We start from the raw sequence: 23,635 nt of genomic DNA, 5'->3' as shown, positions 1-23,635 counted from the left end.
ATGGGAGTGGCTCATGGCATCAGGTGACATCGTCGCGGGCAGGCACCGTGCGTCGACCAGCAGCGACACCGACAAGCGCATGCGCCTGCGCTACGCAGGGACCTGCAGACTGTGCGACGCACACCTGCCGGCGCACGAACCAGCGATCTACGAACGGTCCAGCAGGACCGTGCGCTGCATCGACTGCTCGGCGTCCGGACCGGCGCAGCCGCCGGCCGTGGCGGCGGCTGCGGCCCCACCGGCTGCTCAGGACGTCGGACCGTCCGACGTCGCACCCGGATCGGCCGGTGCGTCCGCACGCCGTGAGCACGAACGCCGCCGGTCCAACGACGAGAAGCGACTGCGCGAGCGGTGGGGCCGGCTCGGTGGCCTGGCGGTCGCACTGTCGAGCGAGCCCCAGAGCACCGCGGCCTGGTCCAAGGGAGCCATGGGCGAGGAGCGGGTGGGCAGGATGCTCGACGACCTCGTCGACCGCGGCGTGCTCGCGCTCCACGATCGCCAGGTCCCCGGGTCCCGCGCGAACATCGACCACCTCGCCGTCACCGCAGCGGGGGTCTGGGTGATCGACGCGAAGCGCTACACCGGGCGACCCCGGCTCACCGTGGAAGGGGGCGTGATCCGTCCTCGCGTCGAGAAGCTGTACATGGGGAGCCGCCACTGCACCCGTCTGGTCGACAGCGTGCTGAAGCAGGCCGGCCTCGTCCGAGGTGTCGTCGGCGACCAGGTTCCCGTCCACGCAGCCCTGTGCTTCGTCGACGCCGACTGGCCCCTGATCGGGGGCGACTTCGTCACGCGCGACGTACGGGTGGCGTGGCCGAGGCGGCTCTCCACGGCGCTGACGAGCGACGCCGGTGCCCCGATCGACCAGCACGACGTGCGGCGCCGGCTCGCGGAGGTCCTCCTCCCGGCCTGACCTCCAGGACTCAGGCGTCAGCGGGCCGTCGAGCGACCAGGGCGGCCGTCACGACGACGATCACTGCGGCCGCGACCAACGCGGCCACGAGCACTCCCGTGGTGCCGTCGGCGTTGCCGGTGACGGCGATCCCGACCATGGCCCAGGTACCGGCCGCGGCGTAGGCCACGATGCCACCGGTCCGCACGAGCACGGCGAGCAGCACCACGGCGGCGACGGCCAGCACGACCAGCTGCCAGGGCAGCTCGTCCGCCTCGACGAGCCCGGCGTCGACCATCGCCGTCGAGACGTTGAGGAAGAACGCGGCGGTGACCCAGCCGGCGTAGAGACCGACGGCCGCACGCGTGAGCACGGAGAACCACCCCGGCTCGAACGTCGAGCGCGCCGTGGTGAGCACGGCATCGATCGCGGCCACGAACATCACGAGCAGCGCACCGGCGGTCGCCAGGCTGCTGTCGAGTCCCGCCAGCACGATCCACACCGCTCCGCCGAGGTACAGCACCGTGAGATCGACCTGCAGACGTCGTGGAACCGCGTGCGCACCTCTCACCAGCACGGCGACGGACTGTGCGATCGCGAGGGTGTAGATCACGCCCCAGATCGAGAACGCCCAGCCGACCGGGGTGATCAGCAGCTCCGGGCCCGACCCGGCTCCGGGCGAGCTGCCCGGTCCGTTGATCGTGACCACGGGTGCCACCACCTCGAGGATCGCCGCCGCCAGGACCGTGAACGCCAGCCAGCGCTCCCCGCCGTGAGTCGTCACCGACCTCGTGTCATTCGTCGTCACCATGTCTCGACAGTACGGACGAATCGAGGGTTCAGCGCGTCGTGCGCACGCTCAGGACCGACCTACCGATACCGGTCCGGACGGGCTTGGAACGCTGGCATCGGCGTGGATCGGCCCGTCCATCTGGCCGAGTCGTCGACCGCTGCCGCCCCGACGCACGGCCACCAGCTCCGCTGCGATGCTGAGCGCCGTCTCCTCAGGCGTCTGGGCACCGAGGTCGAGTCCGAGGGGCGAGCGCAGTCGCGCCAGCTCCGTCTCCGTGACGCCTTCTTCGCGCAGCCGCCCCATCCGCTCGTGGTGCGTGCGTCGCGAGCCCATCGCCCCCACGTACCCGACGCGGGGCAGGCGCAGTGCCTGCTGCAGGACGGGCACGTCGAACCGCGCGTCATGAGTCAGCACGCAGACCGCCGTCCGCGCATCGACGCGACCCGCCGCCGCCTCTTGCTCGAGGTAGCGGTGGGGCCAGTCCACGACCACCCGGTGTGCCTGCGGGAAGCGCTCGGCCGTGGTGAAGACGGGGCGCGCGTCACACACCGTGACGTCGTAGCCCAGGAAGCGGCCGGCGCCCGCGAGGGCACCGGCGAAGTCGACGGCGCCGAAGATCAGCAGCCGGGGCGCGGGAGCCCACACCTGCACGAACGCTCGGACACCAGTCCCGAGCAACGAGCCGTCCGCACCGCAGTGCACCTGGCCGGTGGTCCCGGCGGACAGCATGGCCCGGGCCCGGCCCGTGAGCGTCCGCTCGAGGTCGGGAGCCAGCGTGGTCCCGTCGGGGACCGCGTCGGGGAGCACCGTGATCCGCGTGCCCACGGCTTCGGGATCCGGATGCTCCAGCACGGTCACCGAGGCCGAGGCGGCCCCGATGGCGGCACGCTCCGCGAGCGTCTCCAGGTCGGCGGCCGCGTCGAGCCGCTGCACGAACACCTCGATCCGCCCGCCGCACGTAAGCCCGACGTCGAACACCTCGTCGGCGGCGAAGCCGAAGGTGCGCAGGCTGGGCGCACCGGTGGCCAGGGTGTTCTCGGCGAGGTCGAACACGGCGGCCTCCACGCAGCCGCTGGAGACCGACCCGGCGACCTCCCCGTCAGCCGAGACCACCATGGCAGCACCGGGGAGTCGGGGAGCCGACCCCGACGTGCCCACGACCGTGGCGAGGGCCACGGGTGACTCGTGCGCCCAGCGAGCCGCGCTCGCGAGGACGTCGTCCGCGACGGCCACGGCTACCGCATCAACTTCTCGCCGGCGCGCACGGCCTCGCGGATGCGCGTGTACGTGCCGCAGCGGCAGACGTTGCGGATCGCGTCGAGGTCGTCGTCGGTGACGGCGCGGCCCTCGCGCTTCACCTTCTCGACCAGGGCGACGGCCGCCATGATCTGACCGGGCTGGCAGTAGCCGCACTGCGCGACGTCCCGCTCGATCCACGCCTGCTGCATCGGGTGCAGGTCGTCACCGGGCGTCGTGTCGGCGAGTCCCTCGATCGTGGTCACCTCGTCCGAGGCCGAGAGCTTGTCGACCGGCACGGCGCAGGGGTTGAACGCCTTGCCGTTGAGGTGCGAGGTGCAGGCCTTGCAGACGTTGATCCCGCAGCCGTACTTCGGTCCCGTGACACCGAGGACGTCGCGCAGCACCCAGAGCAGGCGCACGCCCTTCTCGACCTCGACGGTGACCTTCTCGCCGTTGAGCTGAAAGCTGTAGCTGGGCATGAAGGGCTCCTCAGGAGACGAAGTCGAGGCCGTTGGTCGGCGACGCGGGGACGGGTGGGACGAAGGACTTGGGCTCGAAGTGGAGCGGGTCGCGGAAGTTGATCGGGAACTCGGTGGGCATCTTCCCGGTGGCCCGGGCGTAGGCGCACGCCACCGCAGCCGCGGACGCTGCGACGCCGGCCTCCCCGATGCCGCCGGGCTCCGTGCTGTCGGACTCCATCACCTCGCACACGAACTCGAGCGGGGTGTTCCACTGGCGGGTGTAGGCCGAGTTGTCCCAGCTGGCCTCCAGGAAGTGTCCGTCGACGAGGTGGTTGCCGTAGGTGAGGACCTGCGACATGCCGTCGCTGAAGCCACCCATCATCTGGGCCTCGATGCCGAGCGGGTTGATGGCCAAGCCGCAGTCGACCACGATCGTCGCCTTGGTGACCCGGGGTCCGGTGACCGCGTCGCGCACCTTCCGGTTCACCGTCCCCGGCCGGCAGTCGAGCTCGACCACCACGGCGGTCGCGCCCTTGTACTCCTTGTGGATCGCGACACCCTGGGCCGTTCCGGCCGGCATCGACTTGCCCCACTCCCCCAGCTCGGCGGCACGGTCGAGCACCCGTCGGACGACGCCGCTCTTGGTGTACTGACGTCGGAACGCGACCGGGTCCTTCTTCAGCCGGTTCGCCAGCTGGTCGACGATCAGCTCGTTCGCCACCCGCACGTCGGGCGAGTAGATGTTGCGCACGGAGCTGGTGTTGAACCGGGTGAAGTCGTAGTTGGTCTCGTTCAGCAGCTGCGTGGTGACGCCGAAGTTGTACGGGATCTCCTGCGTGAGCAGGAAGATCGTCTCCGAGAACCCCAGGTTCGCCAGGCCGGTCGGCAGGGCCGCGACCTCCGCGGTGAGGCGTTCACCGAGGCCGTGGGTGAAGTCGCAGGTGACCGACGTGTGGCGCTGCTCGAAGGTGGCGATGCTCTCGCCCAGCACCGTCGCCCGGACGCGCGACGTCGACATCGGGTGCACCCGACCCTGCCGCGGCTCGTCCGCGCGGTGCCACATGAGCTTGACCGGCACGCCGAAGGCCTTGGAGATCTCCGCGGCCTCGATGGCACCGTCGCTGAACAGCTTGCGGCCGAACGAGCCACCGCCGGTGACGACGTTGACCTTCACCTTGCCCTGCGGCAGACCGAGGACCTTGGCGATCTTGGACTGAGCGTCGATGGGCGACTTGAGGCCGCTCCAGATCTCGGCGGAGTCCTTGCGGACGTCGGCGATCGCGCAGTTCGGCTCGAGCGCGGACCCGCTGCGGAAGTGGAACGTGAAGCTGCCCTCGACCGTCGTCGCCCCGAGGGCCGGCACGGCAAGCGGCAGCTCGGCCGCCTTGAGCTCGGCCAGGATGTCGTCGGCCTTCTTGCCCGGCACCGTGCCCTCGCTCCACTCGACGTCGAGGGCGCGGACGGCGTCGATGCACTGGCCGAAGGTCCTGGCGCGCACGGCCACACCCGTCGGCACCACGCCCACGTGGGTGACGCCGGGCATGGCCTTCACCTCCGCGGCGTTGCGCACGCTCTTGGGCTTGCCGTTCAGGTCGGGTGCCCGGCACACCATGGCGGGCAGGGCGTCGGGGACGTCGAGGTCCATAGCGAACTTCTTGCGCCCGGTGACGGCGTCGACGGCGTCGATGCGGCGCTGCGGCGTGCCGACGACGGACCGCTTGGGGGCGTCGTCGAGGTCGACCTCCACCTCCTTGGTGGTCGGCGAGGCGGCCTTCGCCGCGGCCTGGCCGTACGTGACCGACGAGCCGAGCGAGTCGAAGATCGCGCCACCCTTGGTGGTGAGGCTGCTGACCTGGGCACCGAGCAGGATCGCGGCGGCGTCGAGCAGGGACTTGCGGGCCACCGCCGCGGCCACCCGGATGGGCGTGTAGGTCGAGATCGTGGTGTTCGAGCCGCCGGTGAGCTGGTTGAAAAGCAGCTCGGGTCGGGCGGGGGCGAGGGTGACGTTGACCCGCTCGAGCGGCAGGTCGAGCTCCTCGGCGATGATCATGGCCGTCGAGGTGGTGATGCCCTGGCCGACCTCCATGCGCGGCAGCGCGAAGGTGGCGTCGCCCTTCTCGTCGATCTCGATGGCGATGAGGTTCGACGTCGGGAGCGCACAGTGCGTCAGGAAGTCGTTGAGGTCGTAGATCTCGGGGATCTGCGGCACTGACGGCAACGGCAGGGCGGCTGCCGGCGACGCGCCGAGGCCGAGGTCGGCGGCGACCACCAGTCCGGCGCTGCCGACGACGTAGCCGAGGAAACGTCGACGGGTGGTCCGACCGGGCGGCGCCGGTCGTGCCGCTGCATCCGGTTCCTGAGCGTGCGGTTCCGGGGACTGCGGCGTGCGGTCGTGGGCGGACGGGGACAGCTCGTGCGGGACGGTCACGGGGTTCACACTTTCGTCGGGGCTCTGGGGGGCTTTGAACGAAGGCGGGGGAAGCATCACCGTGACACAGGTCACCGCACCGCGCAGATCAACCTGCGGCCGGATCTCACGAATCGGACCGATCGGACCGGTTCTACGCGTCGAGGCCCGGAGCCGTGTCGACGTCACGACCACCGGCGAGGTCGCCGCACTCCACCTCCGCGGCACCCTGGGACCGCAGGTAATCGCGCGCGCCCGCGTCGCCGCCCGCGGACGCGACGATCCCGGCCCAGTGGTCTCGACCGACGAGCACCGGGTGGCCCGGACGGGACGAGTAGCTCGCCCGCGCGAGGGCCCCTGTCCAGACCCCCGTCGCCGCGAGCCGCCTGACCACGTCGGGTCCGACGTCGGGCAGGTCGACCAGGTGGATCAGGGCCGCCGTCGCCGTCGAGTCCTCCAACGCCCGCAGCCCTGCACACAGCGAGGCGGACATGCCCTCGTCCCAGCGCCGGGCGACGACGACGTCGGCGTCGTCGGGCACCAGAGCTCGCGCCTCCTCGGCCGCGGCCCCGAGGACCACGGTGACCTTGCCGCATCCGCCGTCGCGAAGCACCCTGACCGCACGCTCGACCCACGGCACGCCGTCGTCCCCGCGGACGAGGGCCTTCGGACGTCCCATCCGGCTGCCGGCGCCGGCCGCGAGCACGAGACCGTGAGGTCCGTCCGGCTCGACGTGGTCCACGCGCTCCTCCTGCTGCGTGCGAGCGTGCCCGGTCGTGGCCGCCCTGGTGCGGGCCGACGGTACGGGCGCGCACGGCGATCGGCAAGAGCAACGAGCGGACGCGAGTTCCCGTTCTGCGGTGTCATGTCTCTCACGCCGTCGCACTCGTGCGTGGCGAGCATCCGTCGGTCACGCTGGCGTCATGATCACGTCGCGGCTGCCACGGTCGGTGTCGGCCTGGCGGCCACTCCTCGCCCCCATGGTGGTGCTGCTGGCCTGGGACGTGGGTGTGACCGTCGCGTTCTCGGCGAGGTGGATCGAGTTCCGCGGCATCACGATCCAGTACACGCTCTACGGCACCGCCATCGCGCTGTTCCTGGGCTTCATGGTCAACGCCTCGTACGCGCGCTGGTGGGAGGCGCGGACCCTGTGGGGCAGCATCGTCAACCACTCGCGCAACCTCGCGCGGGAGGCGACCACCCTTCTCGACCCCGCGGGCCGCGACGCCCGTCCCGAGCTGATCGACGAGGTCGTCCGCGCGCAGATCGCCTACGTGCACTCGCTGCGCACCTCCCTGCGGCAGCAGGACGCCCCGCCCGAGATCGACGCCTACCTCGCCCCCGACGTCGCGGCGCGGGTGAAGAGCGCCAGCAGCTCACCCACGGCCACGCTCTCGTACATCGGTCGCCTCGTGGCCGAGGCTCACCGTCGCGGCATGGTCGACGACGTCGCCAGGGTGCAGGTCGAGTCGACCCTGAGCACCCTCACCGACGCCCAGGGCGGCCTCGAGCGGATCAAGAAGACCCCGCTTCCCGTCCAGTACAGGCTCCTGCCGGCCTTCTTCGCGCGCACCTTCTGCGTCATCCTCCCGTTCGCGATCTACAAGGACCTGCAGTGGTGGACCCCGATCGGGTCCGGGCTCGTCGGCATGATGTTCCTGCTCGCGGTGCAGGTGGGACGCGACCTCGCCGACCCCTTCGTCGACCGCGTCCACGACGTGCCGATGACCGCCATCTGCCGTGGCATCGAGATCGACCTGCTCGAGATGATCGGTGAGGACGCGCCCGCCGCCGTCACGCCGGTCGGGCAGGTCCTGTGGTGAGCTGATCGGCACGACGCCGCAGGGATGCGAGCCGGGACGCCGAGTCGTCGGCTGCAACCGCACCTGACCCCGTCGATCGCGCGCCGCCCTGCGGTCAGGTGCTCCGGTCGGCGCGATGCGCGCTGCGAGCTCGCAGCAGCCCGACGAGGTCGCGCCGCGTGCGCCTCCCCTCGGGGATCGCCCGTGTCATCCAGACGTGGAACATGCTGGTCGTCTCGTGGACGCGGACCCGCACGTCGGCCGTCCGCGCGCGGTCGGCCAGTCGCTCGACCGCGGGCCGCAGGATGTCGCGGTCACCGATCAGCACGTCCACCGGCGGGAGGCCGTCCAGCGCGACGTGCTGCGGACTCACCACCGGGTCGGACGGCTCTCGTGGCGCGGCCCACCACCGGCCGGCGGCGCGCAGACCCGACTCGGCCAGCATCGGGTCCGACGCCTCCAGGCCCTGCACCTCGTGCTCGTCCAGCGTCGCGTCGAGCCAGGGCGAGAGGCACACCACGCCCGCCACCGCAGGGCCACCTTCGTCCGCCAGGAGCCGGGCGACCACCAGGGCCATGGCACCCCCGGCCGAGTCCCCCATCAGCACGAGCGGCAGGTCCGCGGTCCCGACCTGGCGGGCGATCGAGCACAGGCGGGGCACCACCTCGTCCACCGTCGCGTCGGGTGCGAGGGGGTAGCAGGGAACCACCACCTCGGCCGGTGCCCGGACAAGGGCTCGGACGAGGCGCCAGTAGTCGGCCGTCAACGGGTGCACGTACCCGCCGCCGTGCAGGTAGAGGACGCGGACCCGCGGCGTCTCCCGTCGGGGCGCCGCCGTCCACACGGTCATGCCGCGCAGGTCGGCGCGGCGCACGCGCCGACCCAGTCGGGTGAGCCTCGTCGGGGGGACGTCGCCCTCGCGCTGGCGACGACGTGCCGTACGAAGGGTCCGCTCAGCGCCTTCGAACGCCTCCTTGTCCCGCCGCCACCACATGCCACGCACGTAGAGCCGCGAGAAGGGATGCAGGGGTCGGTCGTCGACGTCCCACGTGATCATGGCTGCTCAGTCTTGCGCGCCGGGTCGGGACCCGCCAGTCCGCCCGGTGACGCCTCGGAGACGGGCCGAACCTCTGGCCGTGCCGTCGGGTCCTGCAGACTGCGGGCATGACCTCCGAGGACGACGCTGCCCCCGGTCCCGACCGCGACCCGGACGTCGGCCAGGACCCCGACCAGGACGAGGAGTCCGACAACAACATCGCGATCGGGCTCGCCCTCGGCGCGCCGCTGGGCGTCGCCATCGCTCTCGTCACCGACAACTGGGGCCTGCTCGGCATCGGCATCGCCCTGGGCCTGCTGTTCGGCGTCGCGATGGGTCGCTCGGGCGACGACGACGAGGACGAGGGCTCCGCGGACCGGTAGACTGACGGCCGAGCATCGCCTCAGTGGGCGTCGATGAACTCCCGCAGCACGCGCGCGAAGCGGTCCGGGTCCTCCAGGTGCGGGAAGTGGCCCGCTCCCTCGAACATCTCGACCCGGCAGTCCGGCAGCTGCGCCTCCACGCTCCGTGCGTGCGACGCGGGAATCATCCGGTCCTTCGACCCCCACACGACCATCGTCGGCACGGGCAGCGCGCCGTCGAGGTGGTCGTGGGCGCTGATGCTCTGCCCCCCGATGTCGATGACGGCGCGCGTGGTGGACAGGAACGCGCGTCGGCTCTCCGCGTCCTGCAGCGAGCTGAACCCGCGCCAGACGGCGCTGACGTCGGCGCCGGGCTTCCACCCGACCTTCGACGCTCCCCGGCCCAGCGCCTCGACCCGGGACAGCACCGGCGCGGACGCGACCACGCTCAGCACCTGCGCGGCGCCCGGCAGGGTCGCGGAGCGCAGCAGCACGTTCACCTCACGCCCCAGTCCGCCACTGGAGACCAGGACGAGACGCTCGACCCGCTCGGGGAAGAGGTAGAAGAACTGCATGGCGATTCCGCCGCCGAGCGAGTGACCCACGAGCGTGACCCGGTCGATGTCGAGATGGTCGAGCAGGTCGCGCAACGCCGCAGCGTGCGCGCTGATCGAGTAGTCGCCGAACGGCTTCGCCGAGTCGCCGTGGCCGAACAGGTCGGGGAGCACCACACGGTGGTCGTCGTCCATGCGGTCGACCAGGTGCTCCCACTGTCGCTGCGATCCCAGGATCCCGTGGATGAACAGGACCACCGGGCCGGAGCCGGTGTCGACGTAGGAGAGGTCGTGGCCGTGCAGCCGGACGGTCTGCGGCTTCATGCGAGCCATGGGTCCTCCACGATCGGGTCGTCGGACGGGACGACCCCACGGTAGGCGCACCCCGACCCCGGTGCGCACCGAACCTCGGGCACGGTGCCCGACTCGTACTTTCGGTCAGGTCAGGACTGGCCGTCGAACCGATACGCGCAGGGCGGGGGACGGCGAGTGTTGACGCCATGATCACCGTTGAGTCCCTGACCCGGAGGTACGCCGGCTTCACCGCCGTCGACGACGTCTCCTTCACCGCCCGGCCCGGCCGCGTGACCGGCTTCCTCGGTCCGAACGGCGCGGGCAAGTCCACGACCATGCGCGTCATGGTCGGTCTCACCGCCCCCACGTCCGGCTCCGCCACCATCCACGGGGTCCGGTTCGCCGACCTGCCCAACCCCGGCCTGGAGGTGGGCGTCCTCCTCGACGCCTCCGCCCAGCACGCCGGCCGCACCGGTCGCGACATCCTCACGATCGCCGCAGCGACCATGGGCCTGCCCCGCACCCGCGTCGACGAGATGCTCGACCTGGTGAGCCTGACCTCCGTCGAGGCCGAGCGCCGGGTGCGCCACTACTCGCTCGGCATGCGCCAGCGGCTCGGCATCGCCACGGCCCTGCTCGGCGACCCCTCGGTGCTGATCCTCGACGAGCCCGCCAACGGGCTCGACCCCGCCGGGATCCGCTGGATGCGCGACCTGCTGACGGACTTCGCCGGTCGCGGCGGCACCGTGCTGCTGTCCTCGCACCTGCTCCACGAGATCGAGGTCGTCGCCGACGACCTCGTCGTGATCGGCCACGGCAGGATCGTCGCTGCCGGCCCCAAGGAGGAGCTGCTGGCCGCGGCCGGGACGCTCGTGCGGTCGCCGTCGCCACGCGATCTCGTCCGCGCGCTCGAGCAGGCCGGGATCCCCAGCAGCCTCGCCGGTGACGGCTCGGTGCGCACCGATGCCGACGCCGCCCGCGTCGGGGCCGTGGCCGCGGCCGCCGGCGTCGCCCTCACCGAGCTCCGGTCCGCCGAGGGCGCCGGGCTCGAGGACATGTTCCTCTCACTCACGGCCGACACCCAGCGCGAAGGAGCTGCAGCATGACCGCCACGATCGTCCCCCCGGCCGCCACCCCGGCCCGCCGGAGCGCCCGACCCATCCCCGCACACCGACTCGTCACGGTCGAGCTGCGCAAGATGTTCACGACGCGCTCGGGATTCTGGTTGCTCGTCAGCATCGGCGTCCTGTCGGTGGTCTCGGCCGGGTCGGTCGTCGTCGTGGCGCCGGACAGCGACGTCACCTACGAGAGCTTCACTCGGGCGAGTGGATTCCCGATGTCGGTGATCCTGCCGATGATCGCGATCCTGGCCGTCACGAGCGAGTGGAGCCAGCGCAGCGGGCTCACCACGTTCACGCTGGTGCCGCACCGCGGTCGCGTGATCGGCGCCAAGGCGGTCGCGACCCTCCTGGTGGGCGTCGGTTCCGTGGCCATCGCCTTCGCGGTGGGAGCACTCGCCAACGTGGGCGGCTCGGCCCTCGCCGGGGTCGACACCGCGTGGAACGTCTCGTGGGTCATGGCCTCCCAGATGCTGCTCTTCAACCTGATCGGCATGGCCGTCGGCTTCACCCTGGGTGTCGTGCTGCGCAGCTCCGCTGCCGCGATCGTGGGCTACTTCGTGGTCTCGTTCGTCCTGCCGGGCGTCCTGCTGCTCCTCGCCCAGGTGCGGCCGTGGTTCGCGGACCTGCAGCCGTGGGTCGACTGGAACGACACGCAGGTGGCGCTCCTGGAGGGCGCCATGGACACCGGCGAGGAGTGGGCCATGCTCGCCTCGACCACGACGATCTGGATCATCCTCCCGCTCCTGGTCGGACTGCTCACCTTGCGCCGCTCCGAGGTCAAGTAGGCCCTGGCCCGAACGCGTGAGAACGCCCCCGCCGGAACCGGCGGGGGCGTTCGCCGTGCCCGGCCCTCGTGGCCGAGGGCGGCGGTGCGCTAGTCCCGGACCCGGCCGGTCTCGTACGCCCACATCGCGACCTCCACCCGGTTCCGGGCACCGAGCTTGGCCATGAGGCTGCCGATGTGGGTCTTCACCGTGCTGAGGCTGATGTGCAGCTCGCCCGCGATCTCAGCGTTGGTGCGACCTCGCGCGATGGTGAGCAGCACCTGCTCCTCACGTTCGGTGAGCGGGTCGATGGGCTGGGCGGGAGGGACGGCCCGACCGGTGCCCGCGAACGTCGACAGCAGCCGGCGGGTGATGCTGGGCGAGATTAGGGAGTCACCGCGGGTGGCTGCACGGATCGCCTCGCCGAGCAGCTCGGGGCCGGCGTCCTTCAGCAGGAAGCCGGTGGCGCCGGCCGCCAGCGCCCCGTGCACGTACTCGTCGAGGTCGAAGGTGGTGATCACGACGACGGCGACCGGGTGCTGGACGCCCGGCCCGGCCAGCAGACGGGTCGCCTCGACGCCGTCGAGGACGGGCATCCGGATGTCCATCAAGCACACGTCGGGACGGAGCTCGCGCGCCAGTCGCACCGCCTCCTGGCCGTCGCGCGCCTCCCCCACGACCTCGATGCCCTCCAGCGTGCCGAGGATGAGGCACAGTCCGGTCCGCACGAGGTCCTGGTCGTCGGCGACCAGCACCCTGATGCTCATGCCGACCCCTGCCGCGGCAGCGTGGCGCTGACGGCCCACCCGCGATCAGGGCAGGGGCCCGCCTCGCACGTGCCGCCCAGGAGCAGGGCGCGCTCCTTCATCCCGGTGAGCCCGAAACCCGTCTCGGGACCGAGGTCGGCCGCGACCGGGTCGCCGTCGTCGCGGACGACGAGACTGACCGCCGACCGGTCGCCGGCGACGCGCACGTCGACGACGGTGGCGTTCCGGGCATGCCGGAGGGCGTTGGTGACCGCCTCCTGCGCGATGCGGAAGACGGCGGCGTCGATGGCCGCCGGCAGGGCCGCGACGTCACCGGACACCCCGACCTCGACCCTCGGTCCCGCGGGCGAGGCCCCGGAGAGCCGGTGGAGGTCGGCGACGCCGGGCTGCGGGGCGTAGTCGACCGGAGCCTCGTTGCGCAGCACGCGGACCATCGTCCGCATCTCCGCGAGCGTGCGCGAGGCCTCCGCCTCGATGACCTCCAACGCCTCGAGCGGCGCCGACGGGCTGGTCGCCGCGAGAGCACGCCCTGCCTGGGCCTGGACGGCGATGGCCGAGACGTGGTGGGCCACCGTGTCGTGCAGCTCGCGCGCCAGCAGGACGCGCTCCTGCGACTTCACCTGCTCCACCCTTCGCTCCCGCGCGCCGTGCTGGGTGCGGACGGCCCATCCCAGGGCGAAGGAGGCGACGAGGACACCGATCCCGCCGACCGCGTCGGCCATCCCCGTCCAGCTGGTCAGGACCGCCGTCGTGGCCGCGACCAGGATGACCGCCAGCCCCGCGACCGCCTCCCGCCCCGAGCCCCACCGGAAGAGCGAGTAGGGCAGCAGCAGGACGTAGAGCATCGTGTAGACGTCGAGCGTCGGTGCGTCGGTGACGAACAGCCCGACCTGGAGCACCGCGACCACCCCGAAGACCGTCCCGACCACGGCCAGCGGGTGAGTACGACGCCACAGCAGCAGCGGGGCCAGTCCGAGCGTCACCACCATCGACAGCACGGGCAGCGTCAGGTCCTCGCGCAGCAGGCCCTCCAGCACCCCGAAGAACACGATGGAGCCCAGCAGCGCCCAGTCGCGCCACACCCGCGCCGGGGGCGCCGACGGTCGGGACTCGGCCAGGACGGACTGCAGTCGGTGGTTCACAGCCTCAGCGTAGGGATCCGGGGGCGGCAGCGGACCGTCCGAAAGGTTGAGCCGACGTCATCAGGTCTGCGGGATCGGTCCGCTCGTGCTGGGATGGGGAAGGAGTCCCTCAGCAGACCTCGACGACCGGAGATCACGTGTCACCTCGTCCCCGTTCCTCCCGCTCCCACCGCTCCCGCCTCGCGGTGGGCATCGGCGCGATCGCGCTGGCTGCCACGCCCGCGCTCGCCGCTCCCGCTGCGGTGGCCGGCGAGCCGGGCTCGCCCGCGGGCCAGCACGGTGCCCGCCAGACGTTCCCCGACCGCATCGAGCTGCCTGACAACTTCCAGCCCGAGGGCATCACGATCGGTCCCCGAAACCAGGCCTACCTGGGCTCGCGCCTGGACGGCGACATCCTGCGCGCCGACCTGCGCACGGGCCGCACCACGACGATCAGCCAGGGCCCCGGCACCGCGTCGGTCGGCCTGAAGATCGACCAGCGCGGCCGCCTCTTCGTGGCCGGCGGTCCTTCCGGCACCCTGCGGGTGGTCGACTCGCGCTCCGGCGCGCTGCTGCGCACCTACCAGCTGGCCACGGGCGAGTCGTTCGTCAACGACGTGCTGATCTCGGGCGACACGGTGTGGGTGACCGACTCACGCCGCGCGACCCTGTTCCGCCTCGACCTCGGCCGAGGTGGCGCGCTACCCGCTGCAGCCACCCCGCTGCCCCTGACCGGCGACTGGGTCCAGGCGCCGTCCGGCACCAACGCGGCCAACGGCATCAGCGACACCCCTGACGGCTCGGCCCTGCTCGTGGTCAACAGCTCCGACGGCGGCCTCTACCGGGTCGACCCGCGCACCGGTGCGACGACGAGGGTCGACCTCGGCGGCGCGAAACTGACCAACGGCGACGGCCTGCTGCGCGAGGGACGCACCCTCTACGCGGTGCAGAACCGGCTGAACCAGGTCGCCGTGGTGCAGCTGTCACGCGATGGTCGCTCCGGCACCCTCCGGAGCACCATCACGAACGATGACTTCGACGTCCCGACCACCGTCGCACGCGCGGGCCGCTCGCTCTACCTGCCGAACGCGCGGTTCAGCACCCCGCCGACCCCCACCACGGAGTACTGGATCACGCGGGTCGACGCTCCCCGAGGTCGCTGACCGGCAGCACGCGACCGGGTGAGCCAGGGAGCCCTTCGGAGGAGCGGCTCCAACTCCTGGCCAGCTGGGGTACCGACACGTCTGCTCCTTCGCCGACGCGGACGTGAGGTGGCAGGTCGACGACGAGACCGGTCACACGAGAGCCCGCGGACCACGGGGCGATGCTGCTCGACGCTGTCCACGGCCCGGCTCCGACGCCCCTCACCGGCGCGGGTCCAGATCATGACGAAGGCCCCCTCACCGTCTCCGGTGAAGGGGCCTTCTCGTGGTAGCGGGGAGAGAGCGCAGAAGCGCCCTCCCGCCACGAAGCGAGAGCCTTCTCAGCGTGGGTGGGGACGATGGGATGACAGGTGTCACCCCCGTGGATCCTGCACGCTACCGCGACCGCGAAGGCCCGTGTGCAAGTCACCCGAACGTCGGCTGACGACCGAGACGCCGGCACGACCGAGCGCCCGCCAGAGAGGCGGTGACAGAAGCTTTGGGCACGTGTCGCCGAGGCGTCGCTGAGACCGCGGGCCGGTCGTGCCCTCGGTGAATCAACGTCGATGCCCTCACCCAGGGTGAGGGCATCGAGATCGGGGGTCTGGCTCAGAGGGCTGCGTAGAGCGCATCCTCGAAGTCCCCGTACATCTTCCACGCGTCGTCGTGCCCGATGAACGGCAGCGAGTTCGTGTAGATCGAGGCGGCGATGCCGGTGGTGCGGTCGATGAAGAAGTGGGTGTTGAACAGCCCCGCCCAGGCGCCGGTGCCGGCTCGGCGACGTCCGGGGACGTCCTCGGTGTTGAGCAGCAGACCGAAACCCCACTTGTGCCCCGGACCCGCGTACATCGTGTCCGTGATGGCCGGGTCGGCGGTCGGGATCTCGGCCGGGAAGTCGAGGTCGCCGATCTGGTTGGTGAACGCGGCGTCGACCGTCTCCTGCTGCAGGATGCGCTCGCCGTCGAGCTCGCCGCCGCGCAGCAGGGCTCGCTCGAAGCGGATGTAGTCGCGCGGCGTGGAGTACAGGCCGTGTCCGCCGGCGTACCACTCGGGCTGCTGGTTCAGGATCTCACCGGCCGAGACCCATCCGCCGTCCTCGCCGCGCACGTGGACGGTGACGGCGTTGGCGTAGCGCGCCTCGTCGAGGATGAAGGCGGTGTCGGTCATGCCGAGGGGGTCGGTGATGTTCTCGCGGATGACGGCATCGAGCTTCTTTCCGGCGACGGACTCGACGACACGACCGAGCCAGTCGGTGTTGATGCCGTAGACGTACTCGGTGCCGGGGTCGGCGACGAGCGGGGCCCTGAACGCCTCCATCGTGCCGGGCACGACGTTGGGGACACCGGTCGCGGCCTCGTACTTGACGAGCTGGTCGTTCCAGAACCAGTAGCCCAGGCCCGACGTGTGGGTCACGAGCTGGTGCACGGTCGCCTTGCTGGCGGGTTCGCGCAGGATCGGCTCGTCGCCGTCGAAGCCGTCGAGGACCTTCACGTCGGCGAAGTCAGGGCAGTACTGCTCGACCGGAGCTTCGAGGTCGAGCTCACCGCGCTCCACCTGCTGCAAGGCCGCGGTCGTCGCGACCATCTTGGTCATCGACATGATGCGGAACTGCGTCGCCGTCGTCACCGGGTCGTCGGACTCGCCGACGATTCGGGCGCCCGCTCCGCCCTCGTAGAAGATGCCGTCGGCGTCCGCAGCGATGGCCGCCACGTGCGGCACGGCACCTCCTTGCACGGCGTTCTGGAGCACCCGGTCGATGCCGCTGCCGTCGATGGTTCTGCTCATGATGACCTCTGAAGGTTCGGGTCCACGATGGTTTCGTGAACGGTGTCCCACGTCACACTCGCTGGTGAGCGGCGCGGCAGGAACCGACGGCGCGACGCAGATCGGCACCCTGGGCCCGCCACGTGGCGGGCCGAACCCCCATCGCCCGCCGAATCATGGTCAGCGGCGTCGCCCCGGGGTAGCCTCCGTGCATCACCACCTGGAAGGAGACGTGATGCCGACCTCTGGCCCGGCACGACCGGCCTTCGATCCCGAGCTGAGGGCGGGGCTCTCGGTGGTGGGCGGCATGTTCCCCCCGACGATTACCCCGGACCTGATCGACTTCATGCGCACGTCCTACGCGTCCCCGCCGCTGGAGGACCTTCTGCACGACCGCGGCATCGAGCGCCGAGACCACACGTTCCGCGGCCACGAGGGAAGCCCGCTGGAGCTCTCGGTCCTGCGACACCGTGACGCGACCGGCCGAGTGCCCGTCGTGCTATACGCGCATTCGGGGGGCCTGATGTTCGGCGACCGCTTCAGCGGCATCGACCTTGTGCTGGACTGGGTCGACGAGTTGGGCGCAGCGCTCGTGACCGTGGAGTACCGCCTCGCGCCGGAATTCCCGGACCCCTACAGCCGGGAGGACATGTACGGCGCTCTGTCTTGGCTCGCTGACAACGCTGAGCGGCTCCGGATGCGCACCGACCGCATCATGGTGGCCGGCGCGAGTGCCGGTGGCGGCCTGGCTGCGGGTCTGGCCCTGGCCGCTCGCGACCGCAGCGGACCCAGCCTCTGCGGGCAGGTGCTCGACTACCCGATGCTGGATGACCGGTGCACCACGGCATCGACCTCACAGTTCGACGGGGTCGGCGTGTGGGACCGGATCAGCAACATCACCGGCTGGGAAGCCCTGCTCGGAGACGCCCGTGGATCCAGCTCGGTCTCTGCCTACGCCGCCCCGTCCCGCGCCACGAACCTCGCCGACCTCCCGCCGGCCTTCATCGACGTGGGCGCAGCAGAGATCTTCCGCGACGAGGCCATTGACTACGCCAACGGCATCTGGCGCGCGGGAGGCGACGCCGAGCTGCACGTCTGGTCCGGCGCCTTCCACGCCTGCGACATCTTCGCCCCCCACACGACCGTGGGTCGGAGCATGATCGCGGCCCGCAACTCCTGGGTGGAGAAGATCCTTGCCGACTGACGACACCAATTCACCGGAGGTGAGCTAGATGCAGGAGCTCCTCGGCCGCATCGCACGGCTCGATCCCAGCGCGAGCCTCGGCCTGCGCGTTATCGCCTGCTTCGACGAGCTCGTCGTGGGCAACGTCAACACCCGCGCCCTGCTGGCCTCCGCCGCGTCCCTCGCGGCCTGCCCGGCAGGCTTCCGCCAGCGCTCCCCCGCCCGGACCATCCGCATCACCCCCGACGGACACCACGTGCCCCCGGAGACGCCCACCCCTACGCCTCGCCCCGAGATGATCGCCACACCGGCTGGCGACCTCCAGGTCTGGCTCGAGCGGGAGGGCCCGGCGCAGCCCAACGACGCCATCATCCTGGAACGTTTGGCCCTGGCCGTGCGCATCCGTCACGGGCACGGGCGCCGAGAGTTCGACAACCGCAGACACTTCGGGCTTCTGGTCGACGAGACGGTGGCAGAGGACCAGCGCCTCGTCTCTGCGACGGCACTCGGGCTGGATGTCGACCGCGTCTACCGCGTCGCCGCGGCTCCCCTGTTCGCCGTCTGGGAGTCCCATCCCTCCGGACCCGAGGACGTCGTCCCGACGCGCTTCGGGCCCATCCATGCCGTGGTCGTCCCGGCCGATACCGACCACCCGGAGGCCAGTCCTTGTGGAGTCGGGATCGCCACCCGACCCGTCGACCTGCACCGCTCGTTCCGCACCGCCCTCGTGGCCCTTCGGCTGTGCGAGCCCCCGACCACCCCCCTGGTCCGCGCAGACGACCTCGGCGGGCTCGTGGGCCTGCTCGCCGACACGAGTGAAACCACGACCAGCCCCGACGTCGAGCGGCTGGCCGGCATCATGACCCACCCTTGGGGCCTCTCCACGGTCAAGGCCGTCATCAGCACTGCCACCGTCCGCCAGGCCGCACGCGTAGCCGGCGTCCACCACAGCACCATGCAGGACCGCATCGACACCATGGAGCAGACGCTCGGCTTCGACCCGCTCGACGGGTTCGGGCGCACGCGGCTGGGCACCGCACACCTCATGTGGCGCCTGCGCACCTCTCACGTGCTCGAGCTGCCGCCTCCGAAGCTGACCACAGCTCCATGACCACGGATGGCTCCGCAGCCCCTCGCCGAGGAGGACGGGCCGGGCGGTGCTGACCCGAGGACGAAGGAGGGGCTCGTGCTGCCATGCCTGGCGAACACCGCCCCCTAGTGTCGTCGATCGTCAGGGCCGTGCCTCAGGAGCCGCTCACCCGGCGGGAGAACGGTTGCACATGACAAAGGCCCCCTCACCGTCTCCGGTGAGGGGGCCTTCTCGTGGTAGCGGGGAGAGAGCGCGAAAGCGTCTTTCCGCCGCAGACCGAAGTGCTTCCGAGCGTGGTAGAGGACGATGGGATGACAGTTGTCACTCCGTGAATCCTGCACACTACAGCGGCCGTCCCCGGACCGCGCACTTCCGAGTTCACCCCTCCGTCGCTCACTGGCGGGCCCGGGTCGCGCCCAGGGGGCGAGAACCGATGCTTGGCGGGGATCGCCGCTGGAGACAGACCGCGTGGCCTACCAACCCAGTTGGAGCAGCCGGACCGACGTGGACGGATCGACTACCTGTCCCGGCCGGCGAAGGCGCACCCCGGGGACAGGCCCGCTCGGCGCAGGATCATCGCCGCGGGGCAGAACCCGGTCAGGCTCGCCTGCAGCAGGTTGAGCCCGACGAAGGCTGGGAGGGCGAGCCAGCACGCCGACGCCGTGAGCGCAAGGACCGTTCCGGTCAGGACGAGTATGCCGGCCATGGCCATGACCGCCTGGTCGATGTTCACGTCGTCTCCTTCGGTTGCGTGAGGGGGTGGTTGGGGCCGGCCCGGTCCAGGGGGTGTCGCGGGCCGGCCCGGCCTGGGGGTCAGCCGTGGGCGAACGTGATGTTCGGCAGCACGCGGCGCAACCAGCCGGGGACGTGCCAGGCGGCGTGACCGGTGAGCCGCAGCAGCACCGGCAGCAGGACGAGGCGGACGAGGAAGGCGTCCAGGAGCACGGCGACGCCGAGGACGATGCCCATCTCCTTGGGGGGCAGGGGCCCCGACAGGGCGAAGGTGAAGAAGACCGCGACCATGACTGCGCCGGCGGCGAAGATCACCCGGCCGGAGTGGGCCAGGGAGCCGACCATGGCCTCCTTGGGGTCACCGGTGCGCTCGTAGTGCTCCTTGGCTGAGGCGAGCAGGAAGACGGTGTAGTCCATGGCGATGGCGAAGATCATCGCGAAGAAGAACACCGGCGCCCAGGCGTCGAGGAAGCCTTGGCTCTCGAAGCCGAGCAGGCTCGCGCCGTAGCCCTCTTGGAAGACCAGTCGGGCGACGCCGAACGCCGCCGCGGTGGACAGCAGACTCACCAGCGTGCCGAGCAGCGCGATCAGCGGCGCCTGCAGGGCGATGAGCAGGAGCAGGAAGCCCAGCACGAGGATGACGCCGAGGACCAGCGGTGTGGAGGCGTCGAGCTGGTCCTTGAGGTCGAGGTTCTCTACTGCTGCGCCGCCCACGAAGGCGGAGTCGGGCAGATCGGCGCGCAGCCGGTCGACGGTCTCGGCGAGGGCCGGGTCGGAGGGGTCGACGGTGGGGACCGCCTGCACCATCGCGAGGTCGGTGTCGTCCTGGGCGGGCTGGGCGGGCATGGCCGCGGCGATGCCCGCGTCCTCGGTCAGCACGGTTGTGGCCTGCTCGGCGTCGGCCCGGTCGACGACGATCTGGAGCGTGCCGGGGGCGCCGTCGCCGAAGGACTCCTGCACGCGGTCGTAGCCGACACGGGCAGAGGCTTCCTCGGGCAGCACCTTGATCGAGGGCATGGCGGTGTTGAGCCCGAGCACGGGGGCGGCGAGGGCGACCAGGAGCACCACCGATGCACCGCCCCACAGGACGGGCCGACGCCAGAGACGCTCGCCCCAGGCGGCGAAGCGGGCGGAGCGGTGCTCCCCGGCGCGCACCCAAGGCAGCGACAGCTTGTTGATGCGGTGGTCAAGGGAGTACAGGACCAGCGGCAGCAGTGTGAGGGTCGCGGCCAGCACGAAGGCGACGGACAGCATGATGCCGCCGGCCATGGAGCGGAACGAGGGAGAGGGAACGAGCATCACGGCCGAGAGGGAGATGAGCACCGTGATCCCGGACAGCAGGACGGCCTTGCCCGCGGTGTCCATCGTCTCGGCGACCGCCCGACGGGGCGAGTGTCCTGATCCCCAGCGGGCCGCGCGGTAGCGGGCGACGATCAGCAGCGCGTAGTCGATGCCCAGGGCGAGGGAGAACATCATCGCGAAGTTCATCGCCCAGATGGAGACCGGGACCAGCTCGTTGATCAGCACCAGCGATCCCGCGGAGGCGATGAGGCCTGCCAGGGTCAGCATCAGGGGCAGCCCGGCAGCCACGAGGGCGCCGAAGGCCAGGACCAGGATGGTCAGCGTCACCGGGAGGGAGATCATCTCCGAGGTGAGCATGGCCTCGAGGTTGGCCTCGTTGAAGTCGGACCACAGCAGCGACGACCCCGTGGGGTTGACCTGGATCCCGTTGCCCGAGAGCGCTTGGAGCGGGTCCTTGAGGTCGGTCGCGGCGCGCACCATCTCGTTCGTGTCGGCACCGGCACCCGCCAGCACGATGGCGGTGCTGCCGTCCTGGGACAGCGTCGCGCCCGGCATCGGGTCGACGATGTTCGCGATTCGGGGGTCGTCGGCCAGCTGGGCCTTGACCTGTGCCAGGACCTCGGCGCCGCGGCCCTCGGTCACCGACCCGTTCTCGTCGTGCACCACGACCTGGATGGCGGAGGAGGCGTTGCCGCCGAAGTGCTCGACCGCGAGCTCGCGCGCGGCGACGGAGTCCGAGCCGTCGGCCTGCCAGCCGGCGCCGGAGAGGTTGTGCTCAACCTTGGGCGCGAACACGCCGAGGCCGACGACGACCAGCAGCCAGACGACCATGACCAACCGGCCGTGGTGGGTGACCCATGTGCCGAGCCGACCGAGCGGACCGACGGCGTCGCCGGTCTTCTCGGGGGGCGTGCTGCTGCGCCGGTGGCTGGTGATGGTCATGGCTGCTCCAGGCTCGATAAGCGGATTCTTTGAACCCCCCGGGGGGATACAACTCGGAACCGTAACACATCCCCCCCGGGGGTTGTAGGATAATGGTGGGCGCCTGCCCGACCGAGCCCGAGGAGAACCCATGACCGACTTCACCATGAAGGTGACCAGCCGCCACGACTACGACGACACCGTGACGCTGGTGCGCGACCAGCTGGCCGAGGCCGGCTTCGGCGTGCTCACCGAGATCGACATCAAGGCCACGCTCAAGACCAAGCTGGACGTCGACGTGGAACCGCAGATCATCCTCGGTGCCTGCCGACCGCAGCTCGCTCATGCGGCGATGGAGGCCGACCCCTCGATCGCGGCCATGCTGCCCTGCAACGTCGTGGTGCGACGCGACGGTGACGTCACCGTCGTGGAGGCCTTCGACCCACAGGCCATGATCACGATGGCCAGCGACGCCCCCGACGCGCTCCGCGACGTGGCGACCGACGCTCGCGCCCGCCTCGCCGGCGCCCTCCAGGCCGTGGAGAAGGCCTGATGCCCACCCCCGACGCCATGGGCCTGGAGCCGGCGGAGATCAAGGCCATCATCACCCGCATGAAGCGGGCCCACGGCCACCTCGGCAGCGTCATCCGCATGATGGAGGAGGGATCGGACTGCGAGTCGGTCCTGACCCAGCTGGCCGCCGTGAACAAGGCCCTCTCCCGCGCCGGCTACGCCATCGTCGCCACGGGCATGCAGCACTGCCTGACCGAGGGAGACGGACCGGACGGCGTCGACGCCAAGAAGATGGAGAAGCTCTTCCTCGCCCTCGCCTGACGATCGCAGCCGCTCGTTGGTCCCCCCGGCAATGACGGCATGTCACGCCCACCTGACGGAGAACGGTTGCGCATGACGAAGGCCCCCTCACCGTCTCCGGTGAGGGGGCCTTCTCGTGGTAGCGGGGAGTCCGCAAGCATGCGGCTCCCCCACGCACCGAAGGACTCTCAGGCGTGCATAGATGGTGTGGGATGACAGGTGTCACCCTGTGCACTGCACCGTAGCTCGGGTCGCCGACACAGTCATCGGCGAGGAGGGTTCACTGCAACCCTTCTCGACGGGCAGGTGCTGGGCGGCGATCCGGCCGGCACGGCACGTCACGGCCAAGGGTTTGGTGTGCAGCCTTGGAGACCGAGGGTCTGCTGGAGCATGACCGGCGCGGGTCGACCTGGCGCAGGGCAGACCTCGTGCCCGAACCCGAGACTGTGTCCGACTTCGTGGTTGATGACGTAGTCCCGGTAGTCCTCTATGTCCTCGTAGTAGGGGACGCCCTTGGTCCACCGGCGGGCGTTGATGACGACGTCAGCACCGTTGCGACACGAGACCTCCCCGCGCGTCTGGAGCGGCGCACAGAGCCGGTCCGTCATCTTGGGGCTGGCCAGCACCACCCGCAGCGGTGCGGTCGCTGTGCGCTGAAAGGTGTACGCGCCACCGTTGGTCCAGCCCCGCCCATCGGCGAGGGTCGATTCCACCGCGCGGGCGAAGTCCTCGACCTCGATGCCGAGCCCTCCCTCGACCTCGACGCGGTATTCCACCAAACGCCCTGCGGTCCCGGCCCGTTCACTGTCACCTCTCGCGGTGGTGAACGTCCCTGATCCGCTCGCAGGAACGTCGTTCGGTGTCGTGGCGGTGCCTTTCGGGCGCACCGGGCGAAGGTCGTAGGAACGTGTGCCGTCCACGCTCACCGGCTCTGTGGGGGCGGCGCCGACCGAGCGACCAGGAGCATCCCCTTGCGACTTCAACGTGCCGGCCGCAGCCGCGAACACTGTGACCGCCACGGCGGTAGCCGCGACCCAGCGACGACCGCGCGCCCGTGGTGGGGACCGGTGACGGC

General features: G+C 71.0%; 23 protein-coding genes. 10 read left to right on the top strand and 13 right to left on the bottom strand.

What is annotated here, in order from left to right:
- Positions 1-169 precede the first annotated feature (169 nt).
- On the top strand, positions 170-913 hold the full coding sequence (locus tag RQG84_RS09180) for a nuclease-related domain-containing protein (RefSeq protein WP_311209792.1): 744 nt from the start codon (positions 170-172) through the stop codon (positions 911-913).
- Between the two features lie 10 nt (positions 914-923).
- On the opposite strand, the gene RQG84_RS09175 is transcribed toward RQG84_RS09180, so the two are convergent.
- The 5 genes from RQG84_RS09175 to RQG84_RS09155 all read right to left on the bottom strand — a co-directional run bounded on the left by RQG84_RS09175 (position 924) and on the right by RQG84_RS09155 (position 6,534).
- The gene (locus RQG84_RS09175) at positions 924-1,703 is read right to left on the bottom strand and encodes a hypothetical protein (RefSeq protein ID WP_311209791.1); all 780 of its coding nucleotides are present in this window, start codon (positions 1,701-1,703) and stop codon (positions 924-926) included.
- Positions 1,704-1,751: 48 nt separating this feature from the next.
- Positions 1,752-2,918, bottom strand: coding sequence for an XdhC/CoxI family protein (locus RQG84_RS09170; RefSeq protein WP_311209790.1), 1,167 nt, complete (start codon positions 2,916-2,918; stop codon positions 1,752-1,754).
- Between the two features lie 2 nt (positions 2,919-2,920).
- Positions 2,921-3,403: a (2Fe-2S)-binding protein gene (locus RQG84_RS09165; protein WP_257727993.1), complete on the bottom strand. Its 483-nt coding sequence runs from the start codon at positions 3,401-3,403 to the stop codon at positions 2,921-2,923.
- Between the two features lie 10 nt (positions 3,404-3,413).
- Positions 3,414-5,813: a molybdopterin cofactor-binding domain-containing protein gene (locus RQG84_RS09160; RefSeq protein ID WP_311209789.1), complete on the bottom strand. Its 2,400-nt coding sequence runs from the start codon at positions 5,811-5,813 to the stop codon at positions 3,414-3,416.
- Positions 5,814-5,946: 133 nt separating this feature from the next.
- Positions 5,947-6,534, bottom strand: a complete 588-nt coding sequence (locus RQG84_RS09155; protein ID WP_311209788.1) for a nucleotidyltransferase family protein — start codon at positions 6,532-6,534, stop codon at positions 5,947-5,949.
- Between the two features lie 181 nt (positions 6,535-6,715).
- Here RQG84_RS09155 and RQG84_RS09150 point away from each other — a divergent pair, with 181 nt between their 5' ends.
- On the top strand, positions 6,716-7,615 hold the full coding sequence (locus tag RQG84_RS09150; RefSeq protein ID WP_311209787.1) for a bestrophin family ion channel: 900 nt from the start codon (positions 6,716-6,718) through the stop codon (positions 7,613-7,615).
- A gap of 94 nt (positions 7,616-7,709) precedes the next feature.
- On the opposite strand, the gene RQG84_RS09145 is transcribed toward RQG84_RS09150, so the two are convergent.
- Positions 7,710-8,651 carry an alpha/beta hydrolase fold domain-containing protein gene (locus RQG84_RS09145; protein WP_311209786.1) on the bottom strand — a complete coding sequence of 314 codons (942 nt, stop codon included), beginning with the start codon at positions 8,649-8,651 and terminating at the stop codon, positions 7,710-7,712.
- A gap of 107 nt (positions 8,652-8,758) precedes the next feature.
- Here RQG84_RS09145 and RQG84_RS09140 point away from each other — a divergent pair, with 107 nt between their 5' ends.
- Positions 8,759-9,013, top strand: a complete 255-nt coding sequence (locus RQG84_RS09140) for a hypothetical protein (RefSeq protein ID WP_055966723.1) — start codon at positions 8,759-8,761, stop codon at positions 9,011-9,013.
- 20 nt (positions 9,014-9,033) lie between these two features.
- Here RQG84_RS09140 and RQG84_RS09135 read toward each other — a convergent pair whose 3' ends face one another.
- Entirely contained in the window at positions 9,034-9,879 is an 846-nt protein-coding gene (locus RQG84_RS09135; protein WP_311209785.1) for an alpha/beta fold hydrolase, read from the bottom strand.
- 167 nt (positions 9,880-10,046) lie between these two features.
- Between RQG84_RS09135 and RQG84_RS09130 the strand changes: the two genes are divergently transcribed.
- A complete protein-coding gene (locus RQG84_RS09130; RefSeq protein WP_311209784.1) occupies positions 10,047-10,946 on the top strand; it encodes an ATP-binding cassette domain-containing protein in 900 nt (299 codons plus the stop codon).
- Complete coding sequence (locus tag RQG84_RS09125; RefSeq protein ID WP_311209783.1) at positions 10,943-11,746, top strand: ABC transporter permease subunit; 804 nt, start codon at positions 10,943-10,945, stop codon at positions 11,744-11,746. Before RQG84_RS09130 ends, RQG84_RS09125 begins: the two co-directional genes overlap by 4 nt.
- Before the next feature lie 89 nt (positions 11,747-11,835).
- Here the strand turns inward: RQG84_RS09125 and RQG84_RS09120 are convergent, their stop codons facing one another.
- The gene (locus RQG84_RS09120; protein WP_311209782.1) at positions 11,836-12,492 is read right to left on the bottom strand and encodes a response regulator transcription factor; all 657 of its coding nucleotides are present in this window, start codon (positions 12,490-12,492) and stop codon (positions 11,836-11,838) included.
- Positions 12,489-13,634, bottom strand: a complete 1,146-nt coding sequence (locus tag RQG84_RS09115; protein ID WP_311209781.1) for a histidine kinase — start codon at positions 13,632-13,634, stop codon at positions 12,489-12,491. Before RQG84_RS09115 ends, RQG84_RS09120 begins: the two co-directional genes overlap by 4 nt.
- Before the next feature lie 137 nt (positions 13,635-13,771).
- Between RQG84_RS09115 and RQG84_RS09110 the strand changes: the two genes are divergently transcribed.
- Positions 13,772-14,776 (top strand): superoxide dismutase, encoded by a 1,005-nt coding sequence (locus RQG84_RS09110; protein ID WP_311209780.1) that lies wholly within the window; start codon positions 13,772-13,774, stop codon positions 14,774-14,776.
- A gap of 588 nt (positions 14,777-15,364) precedes the next feature.
- Here RQG84_RS09110 and RQG84_RS09105 read toward each other — a convergent pair.
- Positions 15,365-16,540 (bottom strand): serine hydrolase domain-containing protein, encoded by a 1,176-nt coding sequence (locus RQG84_RS09105; RefSeq protein ID WP_311209779.1) that lies wholly within the window; start codon positions 16,538-16,540, stop codon positions 15,365-15,367.
- A gap of 64 nt (positions 16,541-16,604) precedes the next feature.
- On the opposite strand from RQG84_RS09105, the gene RQG84_RS09100 reads away from it, so the two are divergent.
- Complete coding sequence (locus RQG84_RS09100; RefSeq protein WP_311209778.1) at positions 16,605-17,723, top strand: alpha/beta hydrolase fold domain-containing protein; 1,119 nt, start codon at positions 16,605-16,607, stop codon at positions 17,721-17,723.
- Between the two features lie 28 nt (positions 17,724-17,751).
- Positions 17,752-18,813 (top strand): hypothetical protein, encoded by a 1,062-nt coding sequence (locus tag RQG84_RS09095; protein WP_311209777.1) that lies wholly within the window; start codon positions 17,752-17,754, stop codon positions 18,811-18,813.
- A 496-nt stretch (positions 18,814-19,309) separates the two neighbouring features.
- Here RQG84_RS09095 and RQG84_RS09090 read toward each other — a convergent pair whose 3' ends face one another.
- Together RQG84_RS09090 and RQG84_RS09085 are read right to left on the bottom strand one after the other, a co-directional pair.
- Entirely contained in the window at positions 19,310-19,525 is a 216-nt protein-coding gene (locus tag RQG84_RS09090) for a DUF2892 domain-containing protein (RefSeq protein ID WP_311209776.1), read from the bottom strand.
- A gap of 80 nt (positions 19,526-19,605) precedes the next feature.
- Positions 19,606-21,768, bottom strand: coding sequence for an MMPL family transporter (locus RQG84_RS09085; protein WP_311209775.1), 2,163 nt, complete (start codon positions 21,766-21,768; stop codon positions 19,606-19,608).
- A gap of 130 nt (positions 21,769-21,898) precedes the next feature.
- Between RQG84_RS09085 and RQG84_RS09080 the strand changes: the two genes are divergently transcribed.
- Entirely contained in the window at positions 21,899-22,300 is a 402-nt protein-coding gene (locus RQG84_RS09080; protein ID WP_311209774.1) for a DUF302 domain-containing protein, read from the top strand.
- Positions 22,301-22,317: 17 nt separating this feature from the next.
- Positions 22,318-22,581: a metal-sensitive transcriptional regulator gene (locus tag RQG84_RS09075; protein WP_311209944.1), complete on the top strand. Its 264-nt coding sequence runs from the start codon at positions 22,318-22,320 to the stop codon at positions 22,579-22,581.
- A 317-nt stretch (positions 22,582-22,898) separates the two neighbouring features.
- On the opposite strand, the gene RQG84_RS09070 is transcribed toward RQG84_RS09075, so the two are convergent.
- Positions 22,899-23,579 (bottom strand): DUF3152 domain-containing protein, encoded by a 681-nt coding sequence (locus tag RQG84_RS09070; RefSeq protein WP_311209773.1) that lies wholly within the window; start codon positions 23,577-23,579, stop codon positions 22,899-22,901.
- Positions 23,580-23,635 lie beyond the last annotated feature (56 nt).

The sequence above is a fragment of the Aeromicrobium sp. WCS2018Hpa-31 genome, from assembly GCF_031843905.1.
Taxonomy (GTDB): domain Bacteria; phylum Actinomycetota; class Actinomycetes; order Propionibacteriales; family Nocardioidaceae; genus Aeromicrobium.
This window is presented reverse-complemented; position numbering and strand designations above follow the sequence as displayed.